This window comes from Ectobacillus panaciterrae DSM 19096 (assembly GCF_000430785.1).
In the GTDB taxonomy this organism is placed as follows: domain Bacteria; phylum Bacillota; class Bacilli; order Bacillales; family Bacillaceae_G; genus Ectobacillus; species Ectobacillus panaciterrae.
In genome coordinates this window covers 67747-93870 of record NZ_KE387252.1, presented here as the reverse complement: position 1 = coordinate 93870, position 26124 = coordinate 67747, and the positions used below count along the sequence as shown (strand labels likewise).

The window sequence follows — 26124 nt, the reverse complement described above, 5'->3', positions numbered from 1 at the left end:
GGAAGGGAATGCGCTTCGCCTGTCCATTCCAGCGAAACAAAAAGCCTATCTTCGCGAAACATACGGAATTACAAAGAAGTATCTCTATATACAGGTGCCAAAACATATCGAAATAGGTGTAATAAAAACGGTTGAGATTAAGCCGTTATGCAACGGACAGTATAAAGTGATCCTCGCACAAGAATATCACGACATTTCTACCGAAGAAAAGAGTACAAAGATTCTGTCGATTGATATTGGAGTCGCCAACGCCTTAACGTGTTATGACTATCAAGGTCGTTCTCATATTGTATCAGGACGACAGTGGCTATCGCTAGAGCGGTACTTTTATAAGAAGATAGCGTACTATCAAGCTATCTCTGACGCTCAGCAATCAGCAAGGGGCGTTGCCTATCCAAAACAGTCAAAAAGAGTTCGTCAATTGTATAAGAAAAAGAAAGCGCAGACGTTTCATCTCCTTCATTGTATGACTAGAAAAGTGGTTGACTTGGCACTCCAACAAGGAGTCGAAACGATTGTGATTGGAGACATCACCGGGATTCGTGAAAAAGCAAATTTGGGGAAAGTAAACAATCAAACATTTCATGCCCTGCCGTTTCGTAAAATCATTGAGATGATTACTTATAAAGCAGAAGAAGTCGGAATATCGGTCAACTCAACCATTACAGAAGAATATACATCGCAAACCTGTGCCTTTTGTAAACCCATACCGTCAAAAGAATATGCGAAAAAGAAGAATCGCAAACATAGAGGCCTCTATCAATGTGAGGATTGTAATGTCGTTGTGAACGCTGATGTAAATGGTGCGATAAACATAAGTAAAAAGTATCTGAACGTGCTTGGAGCACAATCAGTAGTGGTGTTGGACACGCCAAAAGTGTATACGTTTAATGGACAACAGTTCATAGCGTAGAACTCGAAGCTCGCCATTTCAATGGCGATGTAGTTCACTTATAATAACCAAGTTTTATGTGCTTCTTAGCAAATTAACAGCGGCCTTATTCGCTTTTTGACAAGCGAAAAGAAGCATTTGTTCAACTTGTTTTTCAAATGCTAAATGCTTCCTTATTTCTAGCCAACGGAATTAGTAGAGGTAATTATCATGGATGCAGTGGACGAGTTCCTATGAATGTAAGAAAATGTGTATTAGTTTAGATGGACTATCGATAGGGCCTGATTATGCTAACTGCAGGAGCTGCTGTGGTGTTTGCAAATGAGTTTCAAGCTGCTGATGGCAAATGATTAGCCAGTGTAAGGAATGAGGGAGTTACGAGTATTTAAGGCCTTACACGAATGACTCTTGATTTTTGCTCTATATTTAAATACAATTTATTTATTAATCAATAAATAAATGAAAGGAGGTGGAGGTATTGGCTGGCCACGAAGATCGAAAAGAACAAATCATTGATAAAGCCGTGGGAATATTTGCGGAACTTGGATATTACAAGGCGACAACAGCGCGGGTGGCCAAAGCGGTGGGAGTAACGCAGCCGTACGTGTTCCATTTTTTCAAAAATAAAGAAGAACTCTTCAAAGCGGTTATTGATAGGGCAATTAACCGGATTTATGAAACCTTCACCCAAGTCGAAGCACCTCCGGATCGATTGACGGAGACGATGGGGCACGCGTTCCTTCAAATCATGGAAGCCCATAGAGATGAGATTATCATGGTCATGCAAGCTCATGCAATTTCCGAACCAGTGATTCGGGAGCATGTCAGTGAGAAGTTCCGTATTATCCATGAAGGCATAATTGCGAAATTTGAAAGAGCAGGAATTCCGAACGCGGAAGCAGCAGCCTCCCAATTTATCGGAATGGGTCTCTTGATTACGGTATCGGAAGTTTTGGATTTGCCACAATTACTCCATTTTAAGGATAAAACGAAATAACAGTTCAAATCAATGATGCGGCAACAGACAGACCAGGCAGTAACAGTGCTGCCTTTTTTATTCATATTTCATTTATTTATTAATAAATAAATAATGAGGGTCATTTCCATTAAAAGAAATTATGAGAAAGGAATGATCAATTGATGAAGACGGATAATCGAAAGGTCGACAAAATGCTGGGGATGAAGCTCTTTGAGGGAGAAAAGCTGCTCGTAATTATTAGTATGCTTGGCTTTGTGCTTGCAGTTGGTATTGCGGTATATATTGGGCTATACGGGGCGATCATTTTTCCAGAAGGCAACCTGGAGCGAGCGTTTTCTTTCAATGCCGCAATCGCATTGTTTATTTTGTCCATAGCGGCCATTTTACCGATAGCGGGGCTAAGTCCCCGCAAACGGGCGGCTGTTCGTTGGGCTTTCACACTGACAGTCCTATATGCCTATGCGATCGAAACGATCCAGCATTTTCGCGGGATTAATCCGCGGTTTACGCGTGCCGGCTCTGCCGTCGATTCGATTGCCGGCGCTTTGTTCGGGCTTGATTCGCTGTTGATCATCATCGTGACTGTGCTGCTTGCCATTCCGTTTTATCGCAAAAGACAGATGAATGAACGTCCGCTTTTAGTACTGGGCATCCGCTATGCGCTTTTCTCAACCATGATTGCCTTCGCCTCAGGAATATGGATGATCGCGCTGCAAGGCCGGTATACGGGCGAGGCAGGAAACCTAATTGTCCTTCATGGGCTCAGCTTTCATGCTTTGCAGGCACTAATGTTACTAGGATGGTTATCGGAGCGGGCACATACCGATAAGAAGCATGCTCTGCGGCGAATCCATTTTGGGAGTTTCGCCTGGATGATTTCCATCGTGCTGATTGGTTTACAAACCGCCCTCGGACGCTCCGTTTTTGAACTGACAGCGCTGCCGCTCCTTGCCGGCGTCATGCTGCTCATCTGGCTCGCCACAGTCGTTGTCGCTGCATTTGAACTGCTGAGGCCGAAGACGGTGTCTGCCAATTCATCAGCGCATAGAAATTAAAACAATATTGTCCTGGAGAGGGGATTTGTAACGGTGTATGAAAAGCTGTTTTCTCTCGCAAGCATAGCTATGCTGCTCTGGCTTCTTTTGATACTGTTGCCGACGTGGCGAGTCACAAGGTTTCTCACGAACATAGCCATTTTTCCTATGTATCTCGCTGCACTTTATGCTATTGGGATCATCACGGCCATCGTAGGTTCAGGCTTTGGATTCGTTCAAGATTTCGGGTCAGCGGAGGGTGTCATCCGACTGTTGTCCAAACCGGACTTTGCCTTACTCGTCTGGCTTCATTTGCTTTGCTTCGATCAGGCGATCGGCCATTACGTTTACAGGGATAACATGGAACATCGGTATGTATCGATACCGATGCAATCAGTACTCTTATTCCTCATCCTTATGTTCGGTCCGCTTGGGTTGTTATGTTATCTTGTGCTGCGGAAGGTACGGAAACGGAAGAAGTTAAGATTATACAACTAAGAAACCTATCGTCTACAAGAGACGATAGGTTTTTCCTACGTGGTACCACTCTTTTTGGTTCATTTGATGATACGGAGCGAACCCCAATATAACTATAGGTTTTAATAAGAATTTTTTCATTTTTGTTTTAATCATATTCGGTAATGTGTCCAACCTCATAATTATTTTTATAACTTATACTTGCAGATACTTCTTTATTTTTATCCCCTGAGATATAACCGTAAACAATAACCCATTCCCTATTTATATCGGTTGAAAACTCAACTTTTGTAACTGTGATATCCCAATTTTTCTTTTTCTTGAAATAATCAATAGCAACCTTTGAAGCTTTATCTTTAATTTCTTTTTCCTCTTTTGAAGTTAATGAACCTTGAGCATTTTTAAATTGGATTATGCTGTATGCTCCGATACCTAAAACTAGTAGAACAAAAACTAAGCCTATTTTTTTCATTTTTTATCACCCTTTATAAATTATAATATAAAATAGCTGATTTTGGAAAAGGGGAAAAGGTATGAGTAATATAGTTTCTGATTATGTGTATAAAGAGTTGTCTAGAGCTTCTTATGAAAAAGAGGGTACAGTTTCTATTGATAATAGTTTGGGAGAAACACAAAAATGGAAGCCTCTACACCCAAATGGTGCAAAATTACATGACCCAACAACTGGATTCGATGCTACTGTGTTTGTAAACGAAGACACAAAACAGGTCGTAGTTGCCTTTCGTGGTACAGAAGGAACTGGGCCTTTTAAAAGAGCTTACCCAGATATTAAAAAAGCAGATGGTGGAGATGTTGTTTTAGGGACCCTTAAAGATAGAAAAGACGAATTAGCTAGATTAGAAAATAGTCCAACTTATAGTCCGGACGATGAATTTCGTAAAGAAGATCTTCGTAAAGAAATAGCTGAGAGTCAATTTACACAGGCTGATGAACTTATGAAGAAGGTCAAAGAACATGTTAATAAACATTATACTGGATATGAGATTTCAGCAACAGGACATTCTTTAGGTGGTGCGTTAGCTGAGTATTCCGCGGTTCTGCATCATTTGCAATCTGTCACATATAGTGCGCCGGATATTGTACATCTCCTTCCTAAAGATTTACAAGAAAAGGCAACACGTGGGGAGTTTAAGGATACAAATATTAGCTATGTCAATCCTAATGATTCTATTGGGGCAGGTCCATTCAAAGAATATAAGCAACATGTTGGGAAAACGATTTATATTGGGGGAGCTGGTTTTGCTGTAGCAAATGCAGGATATACGGGTCATCCTGTTGAACGTTTTATCGATTCTGTTGGCTCAAAAGATTATCATGGTTTAGATAATTATACATACGATAAAAACGGAAATATTTCAAATCTATTAATTGACGCAAAGACAGGGAAAGAATTGATTCAATCACCTAGATATATACAAGGATCACAAACGATTGAATTAAAGACTGAAGACCTACATGAAATAGGCAATACAATGAAGAAACATGCTAAACAGTTTGAACAGGAAATCCCTCCAGCCATACGTGCGGTTACAGCTTTACTTTATACAAGCCAAAGCCAAAAACTAAAACCTATTGCAGAGAACATATGTGGCGATCTAGGTAAATCTAATCGGTGGTACCTAGACAAAACGAATGAAATGGCAGAATTTATTAGTAAAAAAGCAAATGAGTTTCAAGCTGCTGATGGCAAATGATTAGTTAGTGTAAGGAAAGAGGGATTATGAGTGTTACGCGATAGAGGAAAAATTTTAGTTGAATTAGATGATTTAAAGAGAGCAGAAAATGAACTAACAAAGTTAATTAACAAGTTAAAATCTGATGAGCAGTATATAAGGAATCAATACAACAGGCTTCAAGGATGGAAAGGTAACTCCGGTAACAAAATAAGAAGTGAAATGGAGGGTTTCTTTAAAGCACTTACAGATCGAGTTCATCACTTGGAACATCAAAAAGCAGAATTAACTAAGTATCGAAGAGGGATGGAGGATTTAGATAAGGCTATTGCTTTTGAATCATATGGACCTAAATATTAGGTTCATAACGTATATAAGATTGTATACATATTTCGTACAGAAACGGCAAGGACGTCGATTCCTTGCCGCTTCTGTATTTCTCCACTGCCAATAATTCGTGAAGAGCTTGCTTACAATGGCTGCGCACGATTTAAGGAACTAGCGGGAAATTTCCGAATCGAGCTAGAGCCATTAGAAGCGGCAACATTGGTAAAGGTGCGTAAGGATGGCTGAGAAAGCGATGAAGAAGGCATCAAACGTTATGGACAGCAAGCTCAAGGCTGGGTTGATAGGATTACTTGTATGAAAGCTTTTCTTGAATTAGGTATCAATTTACGAACTGGTCACTCTGCTTAGACACAAAACATTTTTTCTTAACTAACGTGGGCAAGATTTTAGGATTGGGAGTTGCTGTGACAGCTCCTTTCAAGAATGGTTGGTCGCACTTCTATTCTAGTGAAGGAATGCTTCCTCGTCTCTTTTTCTATGGATTTGTAAGTGTTTGTAAGTGTTTTTATTCAAGTACAGTTATTTATTTTTAACTTTTGAAATTTTGTTATTGATAAAGGTTGTAATTGCTGGATATATTGTCGTGTATATTATCGTTGCTAGTATCGCTATTAATAAGAATACAGATATATCTAAAGTGAGATTTATCCAATCTTTATTTTTAATGTATTCGATTGTTGTTTTATAGGATACTAGATTTGCTAAGAGAAACATTGGTAAACCCCAAAATAAGAAATTTACTTTAAATTCTTTTTTGAATGTTGATAAATTCATTTTTTGCACCTCTTTTATATTTAAATATAATACTGAAAGGATTTTTTTGAAAGTGTAAACTAATATCTAAATGTTTACTTTGAGAAATAACAAAGAAAGTCCTAATTAAGCAGGTCCTTAAAATAAAAAATTATTTTATCCTATTCTTATTATTTAAAGGGCTCTGTTACCTTCTATTATTCAATAAAAATATGACTGCCTTAAATCAAAGGCAGTCATATTTTCATTGACCTATTGTTTTCCATTAGCATCTGTCCGCCAATGTCGTTTATATGGATACATCGTTGTCTGATTTGCGGCTAGCCGACGCACCTACATGCTTAAACACGTTAACAGTAAATAAGATGACCCCTAAAACAACAAGCAGCGAGCCTGCAATCGCGATCGGGATGAACACCGTATTCTCCGTCAGAATGGCCCCTGCAATCGCCAGCTGCATCACTGGAAGACCAATATTATGCAGCCAGAATTGTGTTTTGGCAAGTTTAGTATCCGCCGCATTAGGATAAAAGTGGTAAATGAGTCCGAACAGCGCCATCGATACCCAACCGAGCAAGTTGAAGTGCGCGTGAACCGAAGCAAGGCGGAAATCATGAATGATCCCCATTATGAGTCCCAGCAGAACCCCGATCGTGAAATAAACTGCGGCTATCTTCAAATATTTTCTCCCCATACCGTCTTTCCCTCCTTGAATATCATGTAAGAATATGCCTATATACAATATATTCGATCAAATGTCCGCTACGACTACTTTTTGCAAACTATCATGTATTCTGCTGAAGATAACGATCCGTGATTTGGATGGTGAAAATCAGTATTTATCATAAATTGGGTGAGAATACCTCCACTTCAAGCGTGTGAATGGTGTGTAACGGTAAGTGGGGGAGGTTCATTATCCATCTGCAACTTGCGCAGCAGGATAGTTGAATAGGAGTTCCGCTTTGGATACACTTATAGTTATATACAAGTGAATAAAAAAACTGTTGATAGTGGGGGGAGATCATCCGGCGACATGCAGAAGCGGTCAAACCTTTGCAAGGGTAAACCAGAGAGAAGAAGCATACAATATTCCCTTTTGGTTGCACATAGCATATGGAAATGTCGAAATTATCATTCACTCATATATAGAAACGGTGCATTGTTAAAAGGAGATTATCTTGAAGAAATATAACTTGCTTATATCTTTGTTTTTAGCATATTTATTACTAGCATACAGCTTTCACCTAACGAAAACGTTCTGGCCCTTTTTTTCTTTATCCCTGCTGATCATGATTGGATTGGCTTATGCGCAAGAAGGTATTGTTATAAAGCGTATCAGCTGGCTGGAAATCAGTTATGGCTTAGTATCTGGAACGCTATTATATCTCATCTTTGCCTTGGGAAAATGGCTGATTGTCGCACTACAGCTTCCTTTGTTGCAGAGTTTAACTGAGTTATATCAAATTGTTTCCCCTCGAGTATGGTGGCATTACCTTGTTTTGTTTGCGATCATCATTCCTGGTGAAGAGTTGTTTTGGAGAGGCTATATTCAGCGAAGACTAACACGTGTGATTGCACCTTCTTTGGGCATCCTTCTGAGTACCTTGTTGTATGCCGCCGCGCATCTGTCCAGCGGAAGCCTGCTGCTTGTAATCGCAGCCCTAGTGGGAGGAGTGTTTTGGGGTGGGATCTACCATCGAACCGGAAGTATAGAAATGGCAATCCTTTCACATCTGATGTTTGATTTGCTGCTGTTGGTTTTACTTCCTTTGCTGTAGTCATATATGCTTTGGGGGAAGATACACAGAAAGACCGATATGAATCGGTCTTTTCTTTATGTGTAATTTTTACTAATAGTCCTCCGAATTTTTATATCTAAAATAAAATGGCTCGAGTTGAGTTTAAAGCGGATGAAAGAAATACTCGCTTTAGAAAAGCTATCAGTAAAATTAGCGGCAAATTAGAAGGTGCTTTAAGAAACGAATGTATATTGGCAGATGGCAGTCTCAGAAATACCGCTATTTATAGTATGATTGATATCAAATGGGAAAAAGTTAAATTAGAATTATGTAAAAGCTATCAGAAGTGTAAACAACTTTGATTACTTATTTATTTCCTTCTATTTACTCTTTCTTTTTATCTAATCCAAAAGAGTCAATATTATAATTATCTTTATAATGAACATCAGCCGATATTTTTCTGGTTGGGTCTTCTTTAACATAACCATCTACAAAAATTGTATCTCCACCAATTGCTGAAGAAAATTCTGATTTTGTAACTATAACATCTACATGTTCTTTTTCTTTGAAAAATTTAACAGTTTCTTCTTCGGCGTTCTTTAAAAGTTTTTTATCCTCAGTTTTATTTTTCATAATACTACATCCGCCTGCCAGTAAAGATCCAATTAACAGCATGAATGAAAATATTAAAATCTTTGTTCTCAATTGGCTTGCTTTTTCTTTAATTTCTAGCTCCTTTTTTTCATCTCCCATTTTACATCCTCCCAATACAAATAAAATCAAGAGTAGAAGAACAGCAATTATTTTTTTCAACTTTATCACCCCATTTTTGCTTTTGAATCATATGGACCTAAATATTAGTTTCATAACGTATATAAGATTGTATACATATTTCGTACAGAAACGGCAAGGGCTTCGATTCCTTGCCGTTTCTGTATTTTTGCTTTATTTCCACTGCCGATAATTCTTGGAGAGCTTGCTTACAATGGCTGCGCACGATTTAAGGAACTGGTGGGAAGCTCCCGAATCGAGTTGTCCTTACAGAAGGACGGACTCAGTGAAGCAGACAGCGACCACTTTGTGGAAATGATTTTTTAGAAATTTTACAACTCTGTTAAATAATTGTGTTAGTTTCTAGTTAAAATAATAGCTTGGCGTTCTGTCGCCAAGCTATTTCTACTATTTTTAATTATTCATATCTTTTTTCCCTAAAAAAACTCGTTACTTTAAGTATAGCTCTTCATTATCTGATAATTATGATAAATAAACTTAGGCTATTTTTGTAACTTTCTTCGACTTAAGTACAATTTTTGAAAGGTATGCTGAGAGTATAAAAGCAAGTATTAAGAAACCCACAATCATACTGATTACTCCTCCCCATCCGAATGTGGACCAAAAAACCCCTCCGACAGTGCCACCTACACTTGAGCCAGAATAGTAAAGAAATAGATATAATGAAGAAGCTTGTGCCTTGTTGCGTAAAGCACGTTGTCCGACCCAACTACTAGCAATCGAATGACCACCAAAGAATCCAAAAGTAAACAATCCAAGTCCTAGTATTTTCATAACCAAATTAGCATCCAAAGTTGAACAGACTCCGATTAATGTAATTAATAGATTAATTATTAATATTTTTTGCTTACCGTGGCGATCTACCAATTTTCCTGTCCAGACAGAGCTAAACATTCCAACAATCATAATTAAAAATGTCCAACTTACAAATGTTTGACTTAATGAATAGGGCTTTTCAAGTAATACATAAGCAATATAATTGAACAATGCTACATTACTCCCTAACAGCAAAAATCCCATGCCATATAAGCAAACTAACCCTGGATCTTTCAGATGGTCAATTAATGATTTTCCTAATTTTCCAATGTTTAATTGACGAGCTTTGAAATTTTGTGAAGGCGGTAAGCTAATCCAAAAAATGAGGGTAGCGGCTAAACTTATGATGCCAATTCCCCCTATTGCTATGTGCCAACCAAAGTAGTCGCTCAACATGCCAGAGAAAATTCTACCAAACACAGCACCAATTGAATTGCCGCATATATACAGACCCATAGCAGTTCCCAAACTCTTAGGCTCTATTTCTTCTCCTAGATAGGCCATTGCAATCGAGGGCAGACCCGCCAATGAAATTCCTTCAATAGTTCGAAACGCCAGTAGAAAATGAAAATTAGGACTGAATGCAGTAAGAATACAAAGCACAGAAGCTGAGAGCATAGAAATTACCATGATGGGCTTGCGTCCCCATACTTCAGACAAAGAACCAAAAATCAGCATGCTAATGGCTAGCACCATTGTTGTTATTGAAAGTGACAAGCTTGCGGTAGTTGGAGAAATGCTAAATTCTCTTGTAAATTCTGGCATTAAAGACTGTACGCAGTAAAGAATAGCAAATGTATTGAAACCAGCAGCAAAGAAAGCAAAGCTGGTTTTGCGAAAGATTGGTGTCCCTTTTTGAATGTAACTCATAATACAAACACCCTAAAATTTGTGTGATCTCCAATATGTTGCACAATAAATCATCCCTTTTAACAGATAATTGTTTGTATTAAAAAATAGTCTAGTTCTAAACATTAAATACAAAACACCTTTTATATTTACTGTTCTATAGCTATAGATTTAAATTTACGAAAACCCTATATAAGTCCACTTTGTTATTCCGACATATCTATCGTTTGCCACGTAGAACAAAAAGGAAACTGCGCTCGCTCCCTCTCTCTGGTTTACCCCTGCATGGACCACGAAAAGGGTTTGACCGCTTCTACGCTTAGCCGGATGATCTCTCCCCCCTAAAAGAAAATTTTCATGTCGATTTTTTTAGTTGCATTTATATAGGTGTGTTCTTGGGTTTTATATTACCACCGATAATATATAAAGTATAATTCATTATAATAATGTTTTTAATGCATTTATGTAATGAATGAACTAAGCATATGAAAGAGGTGTTAATAAATGGAATGGCAACAGTTTGAATATTTCCAAACCCTAGCACGTATGCAACACGTGACGCGTGCGGCAGAGGCGCTATCGATTTCCCAGTCTGCCCTCAGCCGTTCTATTGCTCGATTTGAGGATGAAATAGGTGTTCCATTATTTGAACGTCAGGGGCGTTCCATCAGGTTAAATAAATATGGTCATATCTTTTTAAAGCGTGTGGATAGTATGATGAAAGAATTCAATGAAGGTAAACAAGAAATTCAAGATTTACTTGATCCAGAGCAGGGAGAAGTGTCGCTTGGTTTTCTGCACACTCTTAGTACAAATCTTATTCCAGACTTAATCGCTTCTTTTCGTTCTAACTATCCAAAAATCAATTTTCGGCTTGGCCAAGGTCCCTCCCATACTCTTCTTGAACAGTTACAATTAGGAGACTTTGATCTTTGCTTAATCGCTCCTATGGAAATTAAACCTCCATTTCAATGGAGGCCACTCTGGAGTGAGGAACTCTTTGTTATTGTTCCTAAAGAACACAAATTCGCTAGGCATGAAACTATTACGTTAGAAGAAATTGCAGACGAAACCTTTATTCATTTGAAAAAAGGTTTCTCCCTTCGTATAGCTATCGAGCAATTATTTAAAGAAGCGGGGATTACACCTAAGATTACATTTGAAGGAGAAGAAGCAGACACCGTGGCAGGGCTTGTTGCTGCGGGACTAGGAATTTCAATTCTACCGAATCTGAAGGGGACAGATCAAAGTAAAATATCACAAATACGTGTACAGTGGCCGAAGTGCCAACGGACAATTGGAATTGCTTGGGTGGAGGGAAGATATTTATCTCCTGCAACTCAACAATTTAAACAATTTGTTTTGGACCATTCCGACGAATTGGAATAGGAATGGTCATTCCTTTCCATAAAAAATAATTCATTTACACCATCTTTCTATGTCAAAAAGATGGAATACATACAGAAAAACGCTATTCTTTCATCGGACATTCTACCGAAAGCATAGCGTTTTTTCGTTTTTGGGTATTGATTTACTTTAACTTGATGGGGATGGGATACCGCCACACATCCATCAACTTAAGATACATTTGTTAAAACAAATTCAAATGATTGGAGCTGTTTATGTGTTTCATGTGGTTGAGAAGGTGTATAATACAGCCTATAAAAGTTCCACATAAAAGGAGAATGCAAAATGAAATTGCTAAACTTTAAACAAGGAGACCGAATTTGCCTAGGAGTCAAAACAGAAAAAGGGATCATTGATGTATCTGCCGCTCTTGACCAAAATGTCACTATGGAAAAAATGATTGAACAGGGAAACGAAGGGCTGACAAAACTTCAATCTTTGGTGAATCAACCTACTCTTTCTTATATTGATGAATCAAAAATCACTTATGCACCAATTGTAACAAATCCCGAGAAGATTATTTGTGTTGGCTTGAACTATGTCAATCATGCTGAAGAATCCAAAATGAACATTCCAACATCTCCCATCCTATTCAGTAAATTTAATAATGCACTAGCTGCTCATAATGAGGAAATTCAACTTCCCCAAGGTGCAGAAAAAATTGATTATGAAGCCGAACTTGTCATTATCATAGGGAAGACAGCAAAAGATGTGAGTGAAAAAGATGCTCTTGGTTATGTCTATGGATATAGCGTAGGAAATGATCTTTCTGCACGCGATCTTCAATTTCGTACAGGACAATGGTTACTAGGAAAAACGTGTGATCAATTCGCTCCCGTTGGACCTTACCTTGTTACATCAGATGAAGTAGGTGATGTAAATCATTTAGATATCAGCTGTAAGGTAAATGGCATATTGCGTCAATCTGCGAATACCAAAGACATGATATTTAATTGTGCAACCATTGTAAGCTACGCTTCCCAACATATGACCTTAAAGCCCGGGGATATAATCTATTCTGGTACGCCAGATGGTGTCATTCTTGGATATCCAGAAGATCAGCAGCAATGGCTAAAATCCGGCGATGAAATTACAGTTTCTATCGAAAATATTGGTACACTTACCAATGTCTTAAAGGATTCTGGTGCAAAAAACATTCGCTAGAAACATAGAGAGCCTGTTCTCTTTAAGTTGCTAGCTTATGAAGCTATATAAATACAATTTATAAGTTCGACATGGATTTTGTCCATCGCCGGCTTTCTGTTCGGTTCACGATGGACAACATCCAACTTCATGCCGAAAATTCATTTAGGATATATATAGTGCTTGTTTATCTTTAAGTAATTCTTGTTTATTCTCTTTTACTAACTCTTCAAATGATTTTTATACTTACGACGCATAATAACATTCCGTTCTTTTCTATATAAGTTCACTTTGTTATTCCGACATATCTATCGTTTGCCACGTAGAACAAAAGGGAAACTGCGCTCGCTCCCTCTCTCTGGTTTACCCCTGCATGGGCCACGAAAAGGGTTTGACCGCTTCTACGCTTAGTCGGATGCTCTCTCCCCCCTAAAAGAAACGTTTTTATGTCGATTTTTTTAGTTACATTTATATAATTGAAAAATTTTCTAAATATAATATTTGTAAAGTAGAATGTAGCATCTTTAAATATTAAGAAAACTAATAATTTGAAGGTGTATATTTAGTTCATTCATTTTCATCTAATCTATTTTTCAATTTATTTAAGCAAGTATCTAAAATACGGAGACCCTCTAATCTATTTGATTTAGCTCTGTTTTGTATTTGATAACAAACTCTTTCAGGCGGTGGATCTTCCAAATAAAAAATCGAAAACCCTCCTTGTTCTTTAAATTTTTCTGCAATAGATAAAGGAACAATCGCCCAATGACCGGGTTTCTCCATAAATGTAGACAATAAATTCACTGTATCTAATTGAATCATCAAATGTTTTTGAATTTTATCCTTTTTTATCCAGTGTTCATACCAGGAGCGAAATGAAGATCCCCAATCAATGAATAACTGTTTTGAAAAGTCTAAATTCAGTTTGTTAATATATTCATTATCAGAAATTAAATTATTTCCTTGCTTATACACTACTACCATTTTTTCTCTTAAAAATTCTTTCATTATCATATTAGGCATCGGCTGTTCTAAAAGAGTAAAAGCCACATCAATATCGCCATGCTCTAATAACCAATAGAGTTCTATAGACTGATGAGTTCTAATTTTAATATTTAAATGAGACGAGTACTTGCTTAATTCTTTATAAACTGGTGGAAGAATAAAAGAATGGATACTATCTACCGCCCCTATTGAAATCGTTGAGTATTTAGCGCGAGACTCAATAAGATAAGTTTCTTGCATTAATTCTTCCCATCTTCTTGCTATTGGTAGAAATTCTTCCCCTCCTGGAGTTAAAGATAATTCTCGAATTCCTCTGCCTCTTTCAATTAGCTTTATCCCTATTTCTTTTTCGAGCTGAAAAAGACGATTACTGAGAGTAGATTGTGATAAAAATAAAGACTTTGCTGCATCTGTTAAGCGCTTATGTCGAACGATTGCTAAAAAAGCTTCAATGCCTAATTTATTCATCTTATCAAGCTCCTTAATATCGATTTAATCGATATTTTAATACATTTAATTGTATTTTACAAATATTAAAATAAGAATTAATATTCAGTTAAAGGTAATGAGTAATTGATAACAAAATCTAAAAAGAAAGAAGTGTGTTTTATGGTACATACCGCTAAACGCTTAGAGTCCGTGGGATTCTCAAACATTCGAAAAATTTACGAAAAAGCTAATCAATTAAGTGCAAAAGGTCAAAAAATTTATAACTTAATATTGGGTGAGCCTGATTTTCCAACTCCTAAAGTTGTATCAGACTCTGGAACCGCTTCCATTTTAGAGGGAGATACACATTACACTTCCAATTACGGTCTAATTGAATTACGTGAGGCAATTGCAGAAAAGTTAAAAAAGGAAAATAACGTAAATGCTTCCCCTAATGAAGTCTTAATTACAACAGGAGCTACTGAAGCAGTTTTTGCTTCAATAGTGGGAATTCTTAATCCTGGAGACGAAGCTTTAATTCCTTCTCCATGTTGGCCACATTATGAGTCATGCTGCCAGTTAGCTGGAGCAAGGCCTGTAACAGTGCCAATTAATTTTGAAAATGGAGTATTTAAATTAGATCCACAGGAATTGGAAAAGCGCATCACACAGCGTACACGGTTACTCGTACTCAATACCCCTAGTAATCCTACAGGAATGATGATGGATTACGACACATTAGTAGAGATTTCTCAGCTTGCAATAAAACATAACTTAATTGTTATATCCGATGAAATATATGAAAAGATTATTTATGATGACCAAAAGCATATAAGTATTGCTTCGTTACCAGGAATGTCTGAAAGAACCATAACAATTAATGGATTCTCAAAAGCTTATGCAATGACTGGCTGGAGAGTCGGCTATTTACATGCTCCAGAAAATTTATTAACTGGGCTGGTTAAGCTACACCAGTATAACGTAACTTGTTTACCAGCATTTACCCAGCGTGCTGCAACTACAGCACTTCTTAAAGCAGCACCAGCAGTTGAGTCGATGCGTCAGGAATTTAATCGTCGCAGAAACCTCATTGTGGATGTTCTTAGTAAATCTAAGATGCTAGGCATTCCAAAACCAGAGGGAGCATTTTATCTGTTCGTTAATATAGAACGGACTGGAAAGAAATCACATGAATTAGCATTGGAGTTATTGGAGGAAACAGGAGTAGCTGTTGTTCCAGGCAGCGCTTTTGGAGAATTTGGAGAGGGATATTTACGGCTCTCATATGCGGCTAAAGATGAAGTTCTTCAAGAAGCTGGAGAGAAAATTGTTTCTTATTTAGAAAGCAAAGTCAAAGCTAATCTGATTTAAATATAACTGTCTAGTATCTAAAGAACTTCTTCTTAGAAACACGAGAACAAAGATTGATTTTAATGGTATTTAATGAAAGGGAGAGTGGAAATGATGACAAATTTAGGACTTCGAATTATAGAAGATTTTGAACGCCTGCCAAAAAATCTAGTTGATGGATTTAAAGGATTAGCAACAGCGAATATTGCAGATGTAATGGGGCGTTTTAGAGCCATGGACTATACTGTTAAATCAATGAATAGACTGGGTGTACATTTAGTAGGAAATGCTCTAACTATTCGAATTCATCCAACTGATAATTTAATGATCCATAAAGCTATGGATTTAGCGAAACCTGGTGATGTGCTTGTAATAGACGCTTTTGGCGGAAAAGAAAATGCAGTTGTTGGAGAACTTATTTGTCATTATGCCAAAATTAAAGGAATTGCTGGAATAGTGACTAGCTCACCAATTCGAGATACAAATGCAATTTATAACATGGATATTCCAGTATTTGCACGAGGAACTACTCCGCGTGGACCACTTAAAGAGGGTTCTGGGGAAATAAACACAACTATAAGCTGTGGAATGGTTCCTGTAAATCCTGGAGATATTATAGTTGGTGATGATGATGGGGTTGTAGTAGTTCCTAAGGGTGAGGCAGCTAACGTATTAGAACAAACAAAATTAATTCAAGAAAAAGAACAATCAATCATAGACAGAATGTATGAATTAGGAAGCTGGGAACGAAAATGGGTAGATGAGACATTGTACCAAAAAGGGTATTCTCCTATAAAAGGGTGATTGAAAGTTTAAACTAAAGATTACATTTAAACAATTAGAGCAAGGAAATAAAAATAATTTTATTTTTTCATAACGAAATTTAAAATATTTCATTTAAGGGGGCAATCATGAAAAAAATTCCTTTATGGCTTCAAATCGCAATTGCTCTAGTATTGGGTTTAATTATAGGATCAGTAAACAAAAAAATAGGTACAGAGTCAAAAATTTTAGGTGATGCTTTTATGCACATGATTAAAATGACAATTGTACCATTAATTTTCCCTTTAATTGTATTAGGTATTACACAGATTAAATCAGCCAAATCACTAGGACGACTTTCTATTAAAGCTATTGTTTATTTTGAAGTTGTTACGACTTTAATTATCATTATGTCTTTAGTACTTGCCAATCTTACACATATAGGGGTAGGAGCTGATCTTTCAGGAGGGAATACGGAAGCTCTAAATAGTATTGCATCAAAAAAAATTGATTTTAGAGAGTTTATACTTCATATAATACCTTCCAATATATTTGTTGCCTTTTCGGAAGGGAATTTATTAGCCATTGTCTACTTTGGTGTTTTCTTTGGACTAGCTCTCCGTTCATTAAAAGGGAAGGCTCAGGCAATTGAAGATGTACTTGAAGCTCTTTCTAAAGTAATGTTTAAAGTTCTAGACTATGTTATAAAATTTTCTCCAGTTGGTGTTTTTGGTTCTATTGCTTATAGTGTGGCTACTTATGGTTTTGACAAGTTGAGCACGCTGCTCGATTTAATTCTACTCACATATGCTGGATTAGCTATCGTTTTGTTGATCATTTTCCCAATTATAGCTCGCATCTACCGTGTTCGCTATTTTGAGTTGATTAGTGAAATAAAAGATTTATTATTGATAGCTTTTACGACTCGAAGTTCAGAGTCCGTATTTGCTCCTCTTACAGCACGCTTAGAACGTTATGGGGCTAACAATTCAGTAGTATCGTTTATTTTACCTCTTGGTTATTCGTTTAATCTAGATGGTGGAATGGTCTATATGGCTCCTGCTGTTTTGTTTTTAGCCAATGCCTATGGTATTCATCTCTCAGTGATGGACCAAATCCACATTGTTCTATTACTTGTACTACTTACAAAAGGTATCGCTGCTGTTCCTTCTGGGGCGATTGTTGTTTTGACAGGTGTTTCTGTTGCCATAGGGTTACCACTTGAGGGTATTGCTTTACTTATGGCTGTTGATTTCATTATGGATATGGCCCGAACTGCAACTAATGTGGTGGGGAATGCGTTAGCTACAGTGGTGATGGCAAAATCCGAAGGAATGTTTCGTGAAAAAGAAACTATAACTTCCAATCAAGACACTGCAGCGGGTGCTTAATTTTTAATTATTATATTTCGAGGTGGAATTATCTATTTATTTTAAACGTTCTACTTAAAATAGATAGATAATTCTTAAGATTAATAATTTAATAAAAGGATTTACCCTTGATAAATAGTTCAAATCATTAACGTTCACTAAAATGCATCACTAGCTCTATAGAAAGTGGAGTTATATATGGGGAGTGACAGAAGTGGCGGTTGAAACTAGAAGTATAGAAAAACAAGACATTAAAGAAAATATGAATGTATTAGAAAGAACTCAACAAGTAATTAAAACAGCTCTTCAAAAAATGAGGAGTAACGAAAATACGTATGAATTACTGAAAGAACCTCTTCGTTTACTGACGGTTCGAATTCCTGTAAAGATGGATGATGGTTCAGTAAAGGTTTTTACAGGTTATCGTGCTCAACATAATGATGCGGTCGGTCCCACAAAAGGTGGAATTCGATTCCATCCCGATGTAACGGAGGAGGAGGTAAAAGCCTTATCTATGTGGATGAGTATCAAATGTGGTATTACCGGACTTCCTTATGGAGGAGGTAAAGGTGGGATTCAATGTGATCCGCGTGAGATGTCTTTTTCAGAACTTGAACGTTTGAGTAGAGGCTATGTTCGAGCTATTAGTCAAATTGTAGGGCCAACCAAAGATATTCCGGCACCTGATGTGTTTACCAATTCGCAAATCATGGCGTGGATGATGGATGAATACAGTCGCCTGCGTGAATTCGATTCTCCAGGATTTATTACAGGAAAGCCGATGGTTTTGGGTGGGTCTCAGGGAAGAGAATCATCTACCGCTTTGGGTGTAACAATCGTCACGAAAGAAGCCGCGAAATTAAAGAATATTCCATTAGCGGGAGCGAAAGTCATCATCCAAGGGTTCGGAAATGCTGGAAGCTTCTTAGCAAAGTTTCTTCATGATGCTGGCGCTAAAGTAATCGGCATATCAGATGCTTTTGGAGCTTTATATGATCCACAGGGTCTTGATATTAATTATTTATTAGAAAATCGTGATTCTTTTGGAAGTGTTACTCACTTATTCACGAAGCGGTTAACCAATGAGGAACTTTTAGTTAAAGATTGCGATATCTTAATTCCTGCAGCTATTGAAAATCAAATTACAGAAAAGAATGCGGGGGACATTAAGGCAAAAATCGTAGTAGAGGCAGCAAATGGTCCGACAACTTTAAAAGCTACGCAAATTTTAACTGATAAAGGCGTCTTGATTGTACCAGATGTTTTGGCAAGTGCTGGTGGTGTGGTCGTTTCTTATTTTGAATGGGTACAAAACAATCAAGGTTATTATTGGTCAGCAGAAGAAGTAGATGAAAAACTAGAAATCATACTGACTGATGCTTTTTTGAGCGTCTATCAGACATCGGTTCAAAAAGAGGTAGATATGCGATTAGCTGCCTATATTGTCGGCTTAAAACGTGTAGTCGAAGCTGTTGAGTGGAGAGGCTGGGTTTAGTGAGGTTTTATTTATTCAAAAATAAAAAACTATGATTCTATCTAGTTTTTTATCTGTTGGAGGGAAAAGTTAAGTATGGGTCTTATAACGCGAAACATTAACAAAGTATTAGTGGCAAACCGAGGGGAAATTGCGATTCGTATTTTTCGTGCATGCACAGAACTCAATATTCGTACAGTGGCCATTTATTCAAATGAAGATGCAGGCTCTTTTCATCGCTATAAAGCCGATGAAGCTTATTTAATTGGAAAAGGGAAAAAGCCGATTGAAGCTTATTTAGATATTGAAGGCATCATTGAACTGGCTAAAACGCATGGAGTAGATGCCATTCACCCGGGGTATGGTTTTTTGTCAGAGAACATCCAATTTGCTAAACGTTGTGAAGAAGAAGGCATTCTCTTTATTGGACCAGAATCCAGACATCTTGATATGTTTGGCGATAAAGTAAAAGCGCGTCATCAAGCCATTCAAGCAAATATTCCCGTTATCCCTGGAAGTGATGGACCGATTTCCAGTCAGGAAGAAGCCACAATGTTCGGTCGAGACTATGGCTATCCCCTTATGATTAAAGCCGCACTTGGTGGAGGCGGCCGTGGGATGCGTATCGTACGCAGTGCCGCTGAATTAAAAGAGTCCTATGAACGGGCGAAGTCGGAAGCAAAGGCCGCATTTGGGAATGATGAGGTTTATGTAGAAAAATTTGTTGAAAACCCCAAGCACATTGAAGTCCAGATTTTAGGGGATCAAGACGGTAACATCGTCCATTTATATGAGCGTGATTGTTCTATACAGCGTCGTCACCAAAAAGTGGTGGAAATCGCACCGAGTGTCTCCTTGTCTGAAAGTTTGCGCCAACAAATTTGTGAGGCGGCTGTTCAGTTAATGAAAAACGTGGACTATCGAAATGCCGGAACCGTCGAGTTCCTTGTATCAGGAGATAAGTTTTATTTCATTGAAGTGAATCCGCGGGTTCAGGTCGAACATACGATTACGGAAATGATTACTGGTGTTGATATTGTTCAGTCGCAAATTTTACTTGCGGATGGATACTCGTTACATAGTAAGGAGATCGGTATTCCCACTCAAGAAGACATCCAAATCAACGGTTATGCGATTCAATCTCGCGTGACGACAGAAGATCCTCTCAATCATTTTATGCCGGATACAGGGAAAATCATGGCGTATCGTTCGGGCGGCGGGTTTGGTGTTCGCCTGGATGCTGGAAATGGGTTTCAAGGGGCTGTCATTACCCCTTATTATGATTCATTGCTCGTAAAGGTTACGACATCGGCCCGTACGTTTGAGAAGGCGGCATCCAAAATGTTGCGCAACCTTCGCGAATTTCGAATTCGCGGAATCAAAACCAACATTCCTTTCCTCGAAAATGTGGTTAAGCATGAAAAGTTTTTAAACGGTGACTATGATACGTCTTTTATTGACACCACACCGGAATTATTTTTATTTCCAAAAAGCAAGGATCGCGGAACCAAAATGCTGACGTATATTGGGAATGTTACGGTGAATGGGTTCCCTGGCATCGGCAAAAAGAAGAAGCCGGTATTTACGAAACCTTCTATCCCTAAACTAACATACTCAGAACCTATTCCTATCGGTACCAAACAAATCTTGGATACAGAAGGTGCTGACGGTGTCGTCAAGTGGATCAAGGAACAAAAAGAATTATTGTTAACCGACACGACCTTCCGTGATGCCCATCAATCCCTGTTGGCCACTCGCATACGTACAAACGATTTATTACGGATTGCGGAGCCAACGGCACGCCTAATCCCTCAGCTGTTCTCGGCAGAAATGTGGGGCGGGGCCACCTTTGATGTAGCGTATCGTTTCTTAAGCGAAGATCCTTGGGATCGTTTATTACAATTACGCAAGAACATGCCCAATGTATTATTCCAAATGCTGCTTCGTTCTTCCAACGCGGTAGGGTATCAAAACTACCCTGACAATGTCATTAAAGCGTTTGTGAAGGAATCGGCCGAAGCCGGTATTGATGTGTTCCGAATTTTTGACAGTTTAAACTGGGTGCAGGGCATGACATTGGCGATTGACACGGTCAGAGAAAGCGGCAAAATCGCCGAAGCAGCCATGTGTTATACAGGAGATATTTTAGATCCGACGCGGAGAAAATATGACCTGGACTATTATAAGCAGCTGGCCAAAGAATTGGAAAACTCCGGTGCTCATATTTTAGGGATTAAAGACATGGCTGGATTATTAAAACCGCAAGCGGCTTATGAGTTAATCTCCGCCTTAAAAGAAACAGTGGATATTCCGATTCATCTGCATAGCCATGATACAAGCGGCAACGGGCTTTTCATGTACGCGAAGGCGATCGAAGCAGGTGTGGATATTGTCGATGTGGCCGTTAGTTCCATGGCAGGGTTAACCTCACAGCCAAGTGCCAACTCGCTGTATTATGCGTTAGAAGGTCATGAACGGAAGCCAAATATTGATATTCGCGGCTTGGAGCAGCTTTCGTCTTATTGGGAAGACGTTCGTCCATACTATCAGGCTTTTGAAAGTGGAATGAACGCCCCTCATACAGAGGTATATGTACACGAAATGCCTGGCGGCCAATACAGCAATCTGCAGCAACAGGCCAAAGCAGTGGGATTAGGCGATCGCTGGGATGAAGTAAAAGAGATGTATGCAAGAGTCAACCATTTGTTTGGCGATCTCGTCAAAGTCACCCCTTCTTCCAAGGTAGTCGGTGATATGGCTCTTTATATGGTGCAAAACAACTTGACGGAGGAAGATGTTTACGAGCGCGGCGAAACACTGGACTTCCCGGATTCGGTGATTGAACTGTTTGAGGGTTCTTTAGGTCAGCCTTATGAAGGCTTCCCAAAAGAACTTCAACGTATCATTCTGAAAGGAAGAGAACCGATTACTGTTCGTCCTGGGGAGTTATTGGAGGATGTTGATTTCCAACAACTAAATGAAGCGCTGTATCATGCGCTCAACCGTCCTGTTACTAGTCATGAAGCGATTGCTTATGCGTTATATCCAAAAGTCTTTATGGGCTATCAGAAAATCGTCGAACAATATGGGAATGTATCCGTGTTAGACACGCCTACTTTCTTATACGGGATGCGTCTTGGTGAAGAAATCAAGGTTGAAATTGAAAAAGGGAAAACGCTGATGGTCAAACTTGTCTCCATTGGACAAGCTCAGCCAGATGGCACGCGTACGGTGTACTTTGAATTAAATGGTCAATCCCGTGAGGTCATCATTAAAGATGAAAGTATCAAAACAACAGTTGTATCCAGACTAAAAGCTGATCCAACTAATTCAAACCATCTGGGTGCCACCATGCCTGGCACCGTCATCAAAGTATTAGTCCAAAAGGGAGAAAAGGTATCAAAGGGAGATCATCTGATTATTACAGAAGCCATGAAAATGGAGACCACTATTCAAGCACCATTGGACGGAATCGTAAGAGATATTTATGTGTTAAGTGGAGAAGCCATCCAACCAGGTGATTTACTTATTGAACTTACAAATTAATCGATAAATCAAATTCTATTTTGTTGAACATTGTAAGGAAATTAAGAGGGAATATAAAGGGGAGATAACGGATGGTTCAAAGGGGTTTGAAAAATGTAGTGGCTGCGGAAACATCTATAAGCTTGGTTGATGGGGAAAATGGGCAATTAATTTATAGAGGTTATGATGTAAAAGAGTTAGCTTTAAACTATTCGTTTGAAGAAATTACGTATCTATTATGGTATGGGCATTTGCCGAATTCGAAAGAGCATCATCAGTTTTCTGTATTATTAAGCAATAATCGTGTTTTACCTCCATATGTATACCAAGTGATTGAAGCACTCCCAAATGATATGAATATGATGAGCCAAATCCGAACAGCTGTCTCAGCTTTGGGGGTAAAGGAGTTTAGTTGGAAGCCGCATATTGAGCAAGCAATCCGATTAACAGCAGCGATTCCTACCATTACAGCTATGATATACCGAAAAATAAGTGGAAAGGAAATAATTCCACCAAATCTAGAATTGTACCATGTGGAAAACTATTTATACATGTTAACAGGCGAGCTTCCTTCTTTCACTCATGTAAAAGCGCTTGAAGCCTATATGATTTTAACGATGGAACATGGAATGAATGCATCTACGTTTGCATCAAGAGTGGTTTCTTCCACAGAATCGGACATGGTATCTGCTGTAACAGGAGCCATTGGGGCGATGAAAGGGCCTTTGCATGGTGGTGCACCTACAGGTGTAATCGATATGTTAAACGAGATTAAAGAAAAAGAACATGCAGAAAGATGGATTCGACGAAAATTAGAGAAAAAAGAATATCTCATGGGATTTGGACATCGTGTTTATAAAACGTGTGATCCGCGAGCTGAGGTCCTGAGCACAATTTGTCAACGTATTGGACAAGATGATGCGTGGCTTAATTTAGCGGGCTATGTTGAGAAAATGGCTATTCTATTACTTAACGAATACAAGCCGGGCAGAAAGCTTTATACGAATGTGGAATTTTATGCAGCTGCTGTCATGAAGGCACTCAATATGTCTCCTGATTTGTTTACACCTACTTTTACAGTGAGTCGAATGGTTGGATGGACCGCTCATGTTATTGAACAGTCACTAGACAATACTATTTTTCGTCCAGAAGCAAGGTATATCGGCAATCAACCAGTTGAGTGTTGAGTATCAAAGATTATAGTTTATATATTTTTTCGATTTTCTTGATTTAAGGATGGGTTGAATAGCGGAGAGAGAAGTATAACTCAAAATAGGGCTAATACGTAATCTAAAAATCTGGTTCTGGTGCAAAAATTATTAAATTTTTGCACCAGAACCAGATAAATTGTAGTGATATCAATCTAATAGAAAGAAGTGTTTTTATGCTTAAGTATAGAAAATCATTCGAAGAACTAGTAAAAGAGAACAAACAAGAATTACTTAAAGATAAACAAGCATTAGAAAAAATTGAAAAACTTATAGAAAAGCGTCATGAATTTAGAAAGCTAGCTTAATACATATAGCTAATTTAGAATAGAATTGCAGAGCTACGTAACTATTGTTTCGTTCTTCAAAATGCAGATCATAAGATCAGCACCAGCTTATATCAAAGTCGTTGAATTTACCCACTTCACATTCTCTTTTTTCTCTTCATTCACTAACAGTTGAAATACATCAGGTCTTGAATAGTGGCCTACTACATCAAAATCAAATTGGCTGTAAGCAATATCACGCAAATCAAGATCAGCTATGAGGATATCTTCCTGACCAAAAACAGGCTCTTTAATATACTCACCTAAAGGACCGACAATGGCACTTCCTCCTGGACACATTTCATCAGGAGAAGAAGCTAAATCACCATAGCAAGCTAAGTCAGTTGGATACATATCTTTGTTCACATATTGATTGCAAGATAAAACGAAGCATCTACCTTCCGCTGCAATATGACGAATCGTAGATTGCCATAATTCTCTGGAATCTGCCGTTGGAGCTATATAAATTTGAACGCCTTTGGCGTACATCGCCGCTCTGGCTAAGGGCATGTAATTTTCCCAGCAAATCAACGCTCCTATTTTGCCATATGGCGTATCGAAAACAGGAAGGGTGCTGCCATCTCCTTCTCCCCAAATTAATCGTTCGGAACCAGTCGGTTTTAATTTACGGTGCTTTCCAAGTAATGCCCCATCCGGCCCAAAGAACAATACTGAACAATATACGGTACCACCACTGAATTCGTGGTCTCTTTCAATTACGCCGATAACGAGATAGACACCCGCCTTGCGTGCTGCTTCTCCCAATCTTTCGGTTGTTTCACTTGGAACAGGAACTGAATTTTCCCAATAACGAAGCCAGTCTTTTCTTCCTTCCGGAGAACGGCTCCCTATTGTCGCTCCAAAACTGAGTCCCCTCGGATAAGCTGGGATAAAAGCTTCAGGAAATACGACAATGTTAGCTCCTTGTTCTCCTGCTTGCAGTGTTAACGAAATTGCCTTTTCCGTACTTGCTTCTCTATCCATGATGACAGAAGCAGCTTGGACGACAGCTACTCGTACGTTGTGCTGTTGGTTGGTCATGCTGATTCCTCCTCTTTTCGATAAAAATTGTTTAATGTAAGTCTGTAATTATCATGATAAAGTAAAGAAAACTTCTTGTATTCATCCAATTGGATTGGTATTGACTAATCCAATTGTTAAAAAACACAACATACCAATATTCAAGGTTCAAAAACAGGGAATTTTGAGGAATTTATTCAGTTGCTGACAGCAGATGCAGCCCTTATCACTGAAAGAGATCTTTATTTTAAGATCTCTTTTTTATTTTCTGCAAGAATGCGTTTCTTGATATAGAACTGCCAATAATGATGTGTGATGTTAACCTCACCTGAATAGAATATACATAATGTTTTAGAGAAGCACATCTGGTAACATGGAATTAACAGGAAGATAATACCATGAAAAGGAGCTATGAACAGTTGATTTTATTTCGTATAAAATCGTAAAAAACTATATAAAACCGTGACCTTTAGGCTTGTATAGTCTGTTCCTTGCTTTCAAGCCCCAGTGAGTGTAGAAGCAGGAAACTGTTTCAGCACGATGAACTACGTTGGCGAGTCAGGTCAAGACACACCGTCAGATGCTTCGCTAGTCTGCCGCTCTGTGAGTTTCACTTCACGACTGTTCTCTAGGTCATGGGAACGAACACGGTGAAACATGCCCTCTCGTTGACATGGGCAAAGCGAACCATACCCGAAAGGAGTTTGGTCAGAGATGACTGCTTACTGTTTT

23 protein-coding genes and 2 pseudogenes are annotated in these 26124 nt (G+C 38.3%); 16 read left to right on the top strand and 9 right to left on the bottom strand.

Annotated elements, in window-relative coordinates:
• On the top strand, positions 1-913 hold a 913-nt coding region (locus H540_RS31075; RefSeq protein ID WP_051317318.1), incomplete at its 5' end, for an RNA-guided endonuclease InsQ/TnpB family protein.
• Positions 914-967: 54 nt separating this feature from the next.
• On the opposite strand, the pseudogene H540_RS34155 reads toward H540_RS31075, so the two are convergent.
• Positions 968-1102: pseudogene (locus H540_RS34155) on the bottom strand (IS1595 family transposase); the annotation flags it as partial.
• 268 nt (positions 1103-1370) lie between these two features.
• On the opposite strand from H540_RS34155, the gene H540_RS0127270 reads away from it, so the two are divergent.
• From H540_RS0127270 to H540_RS0127260, 3 genes are all read left to right on the top strand, one after another.
• Positions 1371-1889, top strand: coding sequence for a TetR/AcrR family transcriptional regulator (locus H540_RS0127270; protein ID WP_028403264.1), 519 nt, complete (start codon positions 1371-1373; stop codon positions 1887-1889).
• A 143-nt stretch (positions 1890-2032) separates the two neighbouring features.
• Entirely contained in the window at positions 2033-2926 is an 894-nt protein-coding gene (locus tag H540_RS0127265) for a hypothetical protein (RefSeq protein ID WP_028403263.1), read from the top strand.
• Between the two features lie 69 nt (positions 2927-2995).
• The gene (locus H540_RS0127260; protein WP_245592377.1) at positions 2996-3403 is read left to right on the top strand and encodes an ABA4-like family protein; all 408 of its coding nucleotides are present in this window, start codon (positions 2996-2998) and stop codon (positions 3401-3403) included.
• Between the two features lie 127 nt (positions 3404-3530).
• Here H540_RS0127260 and H540_RS0127255 read toward each other — a convergent pair whose 3' ends face one another.
• Positions 3531-3854, bottom strand: coding sequence for a hypothetical protein (locus H540_RS0127255; protein ID WP_028403261.1), 324 nt, complete (start codon positions 3852-3854; stop codon positions 3531-3533).
• 61 nt (positions 3855-3915) lie between these two features.
• Here H540_RS0127255 and H540_RS0127250 point away from each other — a divergent pair, with 61 nt between their 5' ends.
• Together H540_RS0127250 and H540_RS0127245 are read left to right on the top strand one after the other, a co-directional pair.
• The gene (locus tag H540_RS0127250) at positions 3916-5097 is read left to right on the top strand and encodes a lipase family protein (RefSeq protein ID WP_028403260.1); all 1182 of its coding nucleotides are present in this window, start codon (positions 3916-3918) and stop codon (positions 5095-5097) included.
• A gap of 30 nt (positions 5098-5127) precedes the next feature.
• Complete coding sequence (locus tag H540_RS0127245; RefSeq protein WP_028403259.1) at positions 5128-5436, top strand: hypothetical protein; 309 nt, start codon at positions 5128-5130, stop codon at positions 5434-5436.
• Positions 5437-5943: 507 nt separating this feature from the next.
• Here the strand turns inward: H540_RS0127245 and H540_RS31070 are convergent.
• Positions 5944-6198 (bottom strand): hypothetical protein, encoded by a 255-nt coding sequence (locus H540_RS31070; RefSeq protein WP_051317317.1) that lies wholly within the window; start codon positions 6196-6198, stop codon positions 5944-5946.
• Positions 6199-6466: 268 nt separating this feature from the next.
• The gene (locus H540_RS0127230) at positions 6467-6871 is read right to left on the bottom strand and encodes a hypothetical protein (protein ID WP_028403258.1); all 405 of its coding nucleotides are present in this window, start codon (positions 6869-6871) and stop codon (positions 6467-6469) included.
• A gap of 484 nt (positions 6872-7355) precedes the next feature.
• Here H540_RS0127230 and H540_RS0127225 point away from each other — a divergent pair, with 484 nt between their 5' ends.
• Positions 7356-7955, top strand: coding sequence for a CPBP family intramembrane glutamic endopeptidase (locus H540_RS0127225; protein ID WP_051317316.1), 600 nt, complete (start codon positions 7356-7358; stop codon positions 7953-7955).
• Between the two features lie 345 nt (positions 7956-8300).
• Here the strand turns inward: H540_RS0127225 and H540_RS0127220 are convergent, their stop codons facing one another.
• Complete coding sequence (locus H540_RS0127220) at positions 8301-8669, bottom strand: hypothetical protein (RefSeq protein WP_028403256.1); 369 nt, start codon at positions 8667-8669, stop codon at positions 8301-8303.
• A gap of 516 nt (positions 8670-9185) precedes the next feature.
• On the bottom strand, positions 9186-10394 hold the full coding sequence (locus H540_RS0127215; protein ID WP_028403255.1) for an MFS transporter: 1209 nt from the start codon (positions 10392-10394) through the stop codon (positions 9186-9188).
• 483 nt (positions 10395-10877) lie between these two features.
• Here H540_RS0127215 and H540_RS0127210 point away from each other — a divergent pair, with 483 nt between their 5' ends.
• Entirely contained in the window at positions 10878-11762 is an 885-nt protein-coding gene (locus H540_RS0127210) for a LysR family transcriptional regulator (protein ID WP_028403254.1), read from the top strand.
• A gap of 303 nt (positions 11763-12065) precedes the next feature.
• The gene (locus H540_RS0127205; RefSeq protein WP_028403253.1) at positions 12066-12944 is read left to right on the top strand and encodes a fumarylacetoacetate hydrolase family protein; all 879 of its coding nucleotides are present in this window, start codon (positions 12066-12068) and stop codon (positions 12942-12944) included.
• 144 nt (positions 12945-13088) lie between these two features.
• Here the strand turns inward: H540_RS0127205 and H540_RS35795 are convergent.
• Both H540_RS35795 and H540_RS0127200 read right to left on the bottom strand, forming a co-directional pair.
• Positions 13089-13160: pseudogene (locus tag H540_RS35795) on the bottom strand (FbpB family small basic protein); the annotation flags it as partial.
• Positions 13161-13490: 330 nt separating this feature from the next.
• Positions 13491-14396, bottom strand: a complete 906-nt coding sequence (locus H540_RS0127200) for a LysR family transcriptional regulator (protein WP_028403252.1) — start codon at positions 14394-14396, stop codon at positions 13491-13493.
• A 105-nt stretch (positions 14397-14501) separates the two neighbouring features.
• Between H540_RS0127200 and H540_RS0127195 the strand changes: the two genes are divergently transcribed.
• The 7 genes from H540_RS0127195 (at position 14502) to H540_RS32770 (ending at position 24354) form a co-directional block, all read left to right on the top strand.
• Positions 14502-15728 (top strand): pyridoxal phosphate-dependent aminotransferase, encoded by a 1227-nt coding sequence (locus H540_RS0127195; protein ID WP_155891164.1) that lies wholly within the window; start codon positions 14502-14504, stop codon positions 15726-15728.
• A gap of 90 nt (positions 15729-15818) precedes the next feature.
• Entirely contained in the window at positions 15819-16511 is a 693-nt protein-coding gene (locus H540_RS0127190) for an RraA family protein (RefSeq protein ID WP_051317315.1), read from the top strand.
• Between the two features lie 107 nt (positions 16512-16618).
• Positions 16619-17860: a dicarboxylate/amino acid:cation symporter gene (locus H540_RS31065; protein ID WP_051317314.1), complete on the top strand. Its 1242-nt coding sequence runs from the start codon at positions 16619-16621 to the stop codon at positions 17858-17860.
• A 241-nt stretch (positions 17861-18101) separates the two neighbouring features.
• Positions 18102-19334 carry a Glu/Leu/Phe/Val family dehydrogenase gene (locus tag H540_RS0127180; protein WP_051317320.1) on the top strand — a complete coding sequence of 411 codons (1233 nt, stop codon included), beginning with the start codon at positions 18102-18104 and terminating at the stop codon, positions 19332-19334.
• 75 nt (positions 19335-19409) lie between these two features.
• Positions 19410-22859 carry a pyruvate carboxylase gene (gene pyc, locus H540_RS0127175; protein WP_028403248.1) on the top strand — a complete coding sequence of 1150 codons (3450 nt, stop codon included), beginning with the start codon at positions 19410-19412 and terminating at the stop codon, positions 22857-22859.
• A 71-nt stretch (positions 22860-22930) separates the two neighbouring features.
• On the top strand, positions 22931-24025 hold the full coding sequence (locus tag H540_RS0127170) for a citrate synthase/methylcitrate synthase (RefSeq protein ID WP_028403247.1): 1095 nt from the start codon (positions 22931-22933) through the stop codon (positions 24023-24025).
• A 197-nt stretch (positions 24026-24222) separates the two neighbouring features.
• Complete coding sequence (locus H540_RS32770) at positions 24223-24354, top strand: FbpB family small basic protein (RefSeq protein WP_081415300.1); 132 nt, start codon at positions 24223-24225, stop codon at positions 24352-24354.
• 87 nt (positions 24355-24441) lie between these two features.
• On the opposite strand, the gene H540_RS0127160 is transcribed toward H540_RS32770, so the two are convergent.
• Positions 24442-25413: a carbon-nitrogen hydrolase family protein gene (locus H540_RS0127160; RefSeq protein WP_028403246.1), complete on the bottom strand. Its 972-nt coding sequence runs from the start codon at positions 25411-25413 to the stop codon at positions 24442-24444.
• Positions 25414-26124: the final 711 nt, after the last annotated feature.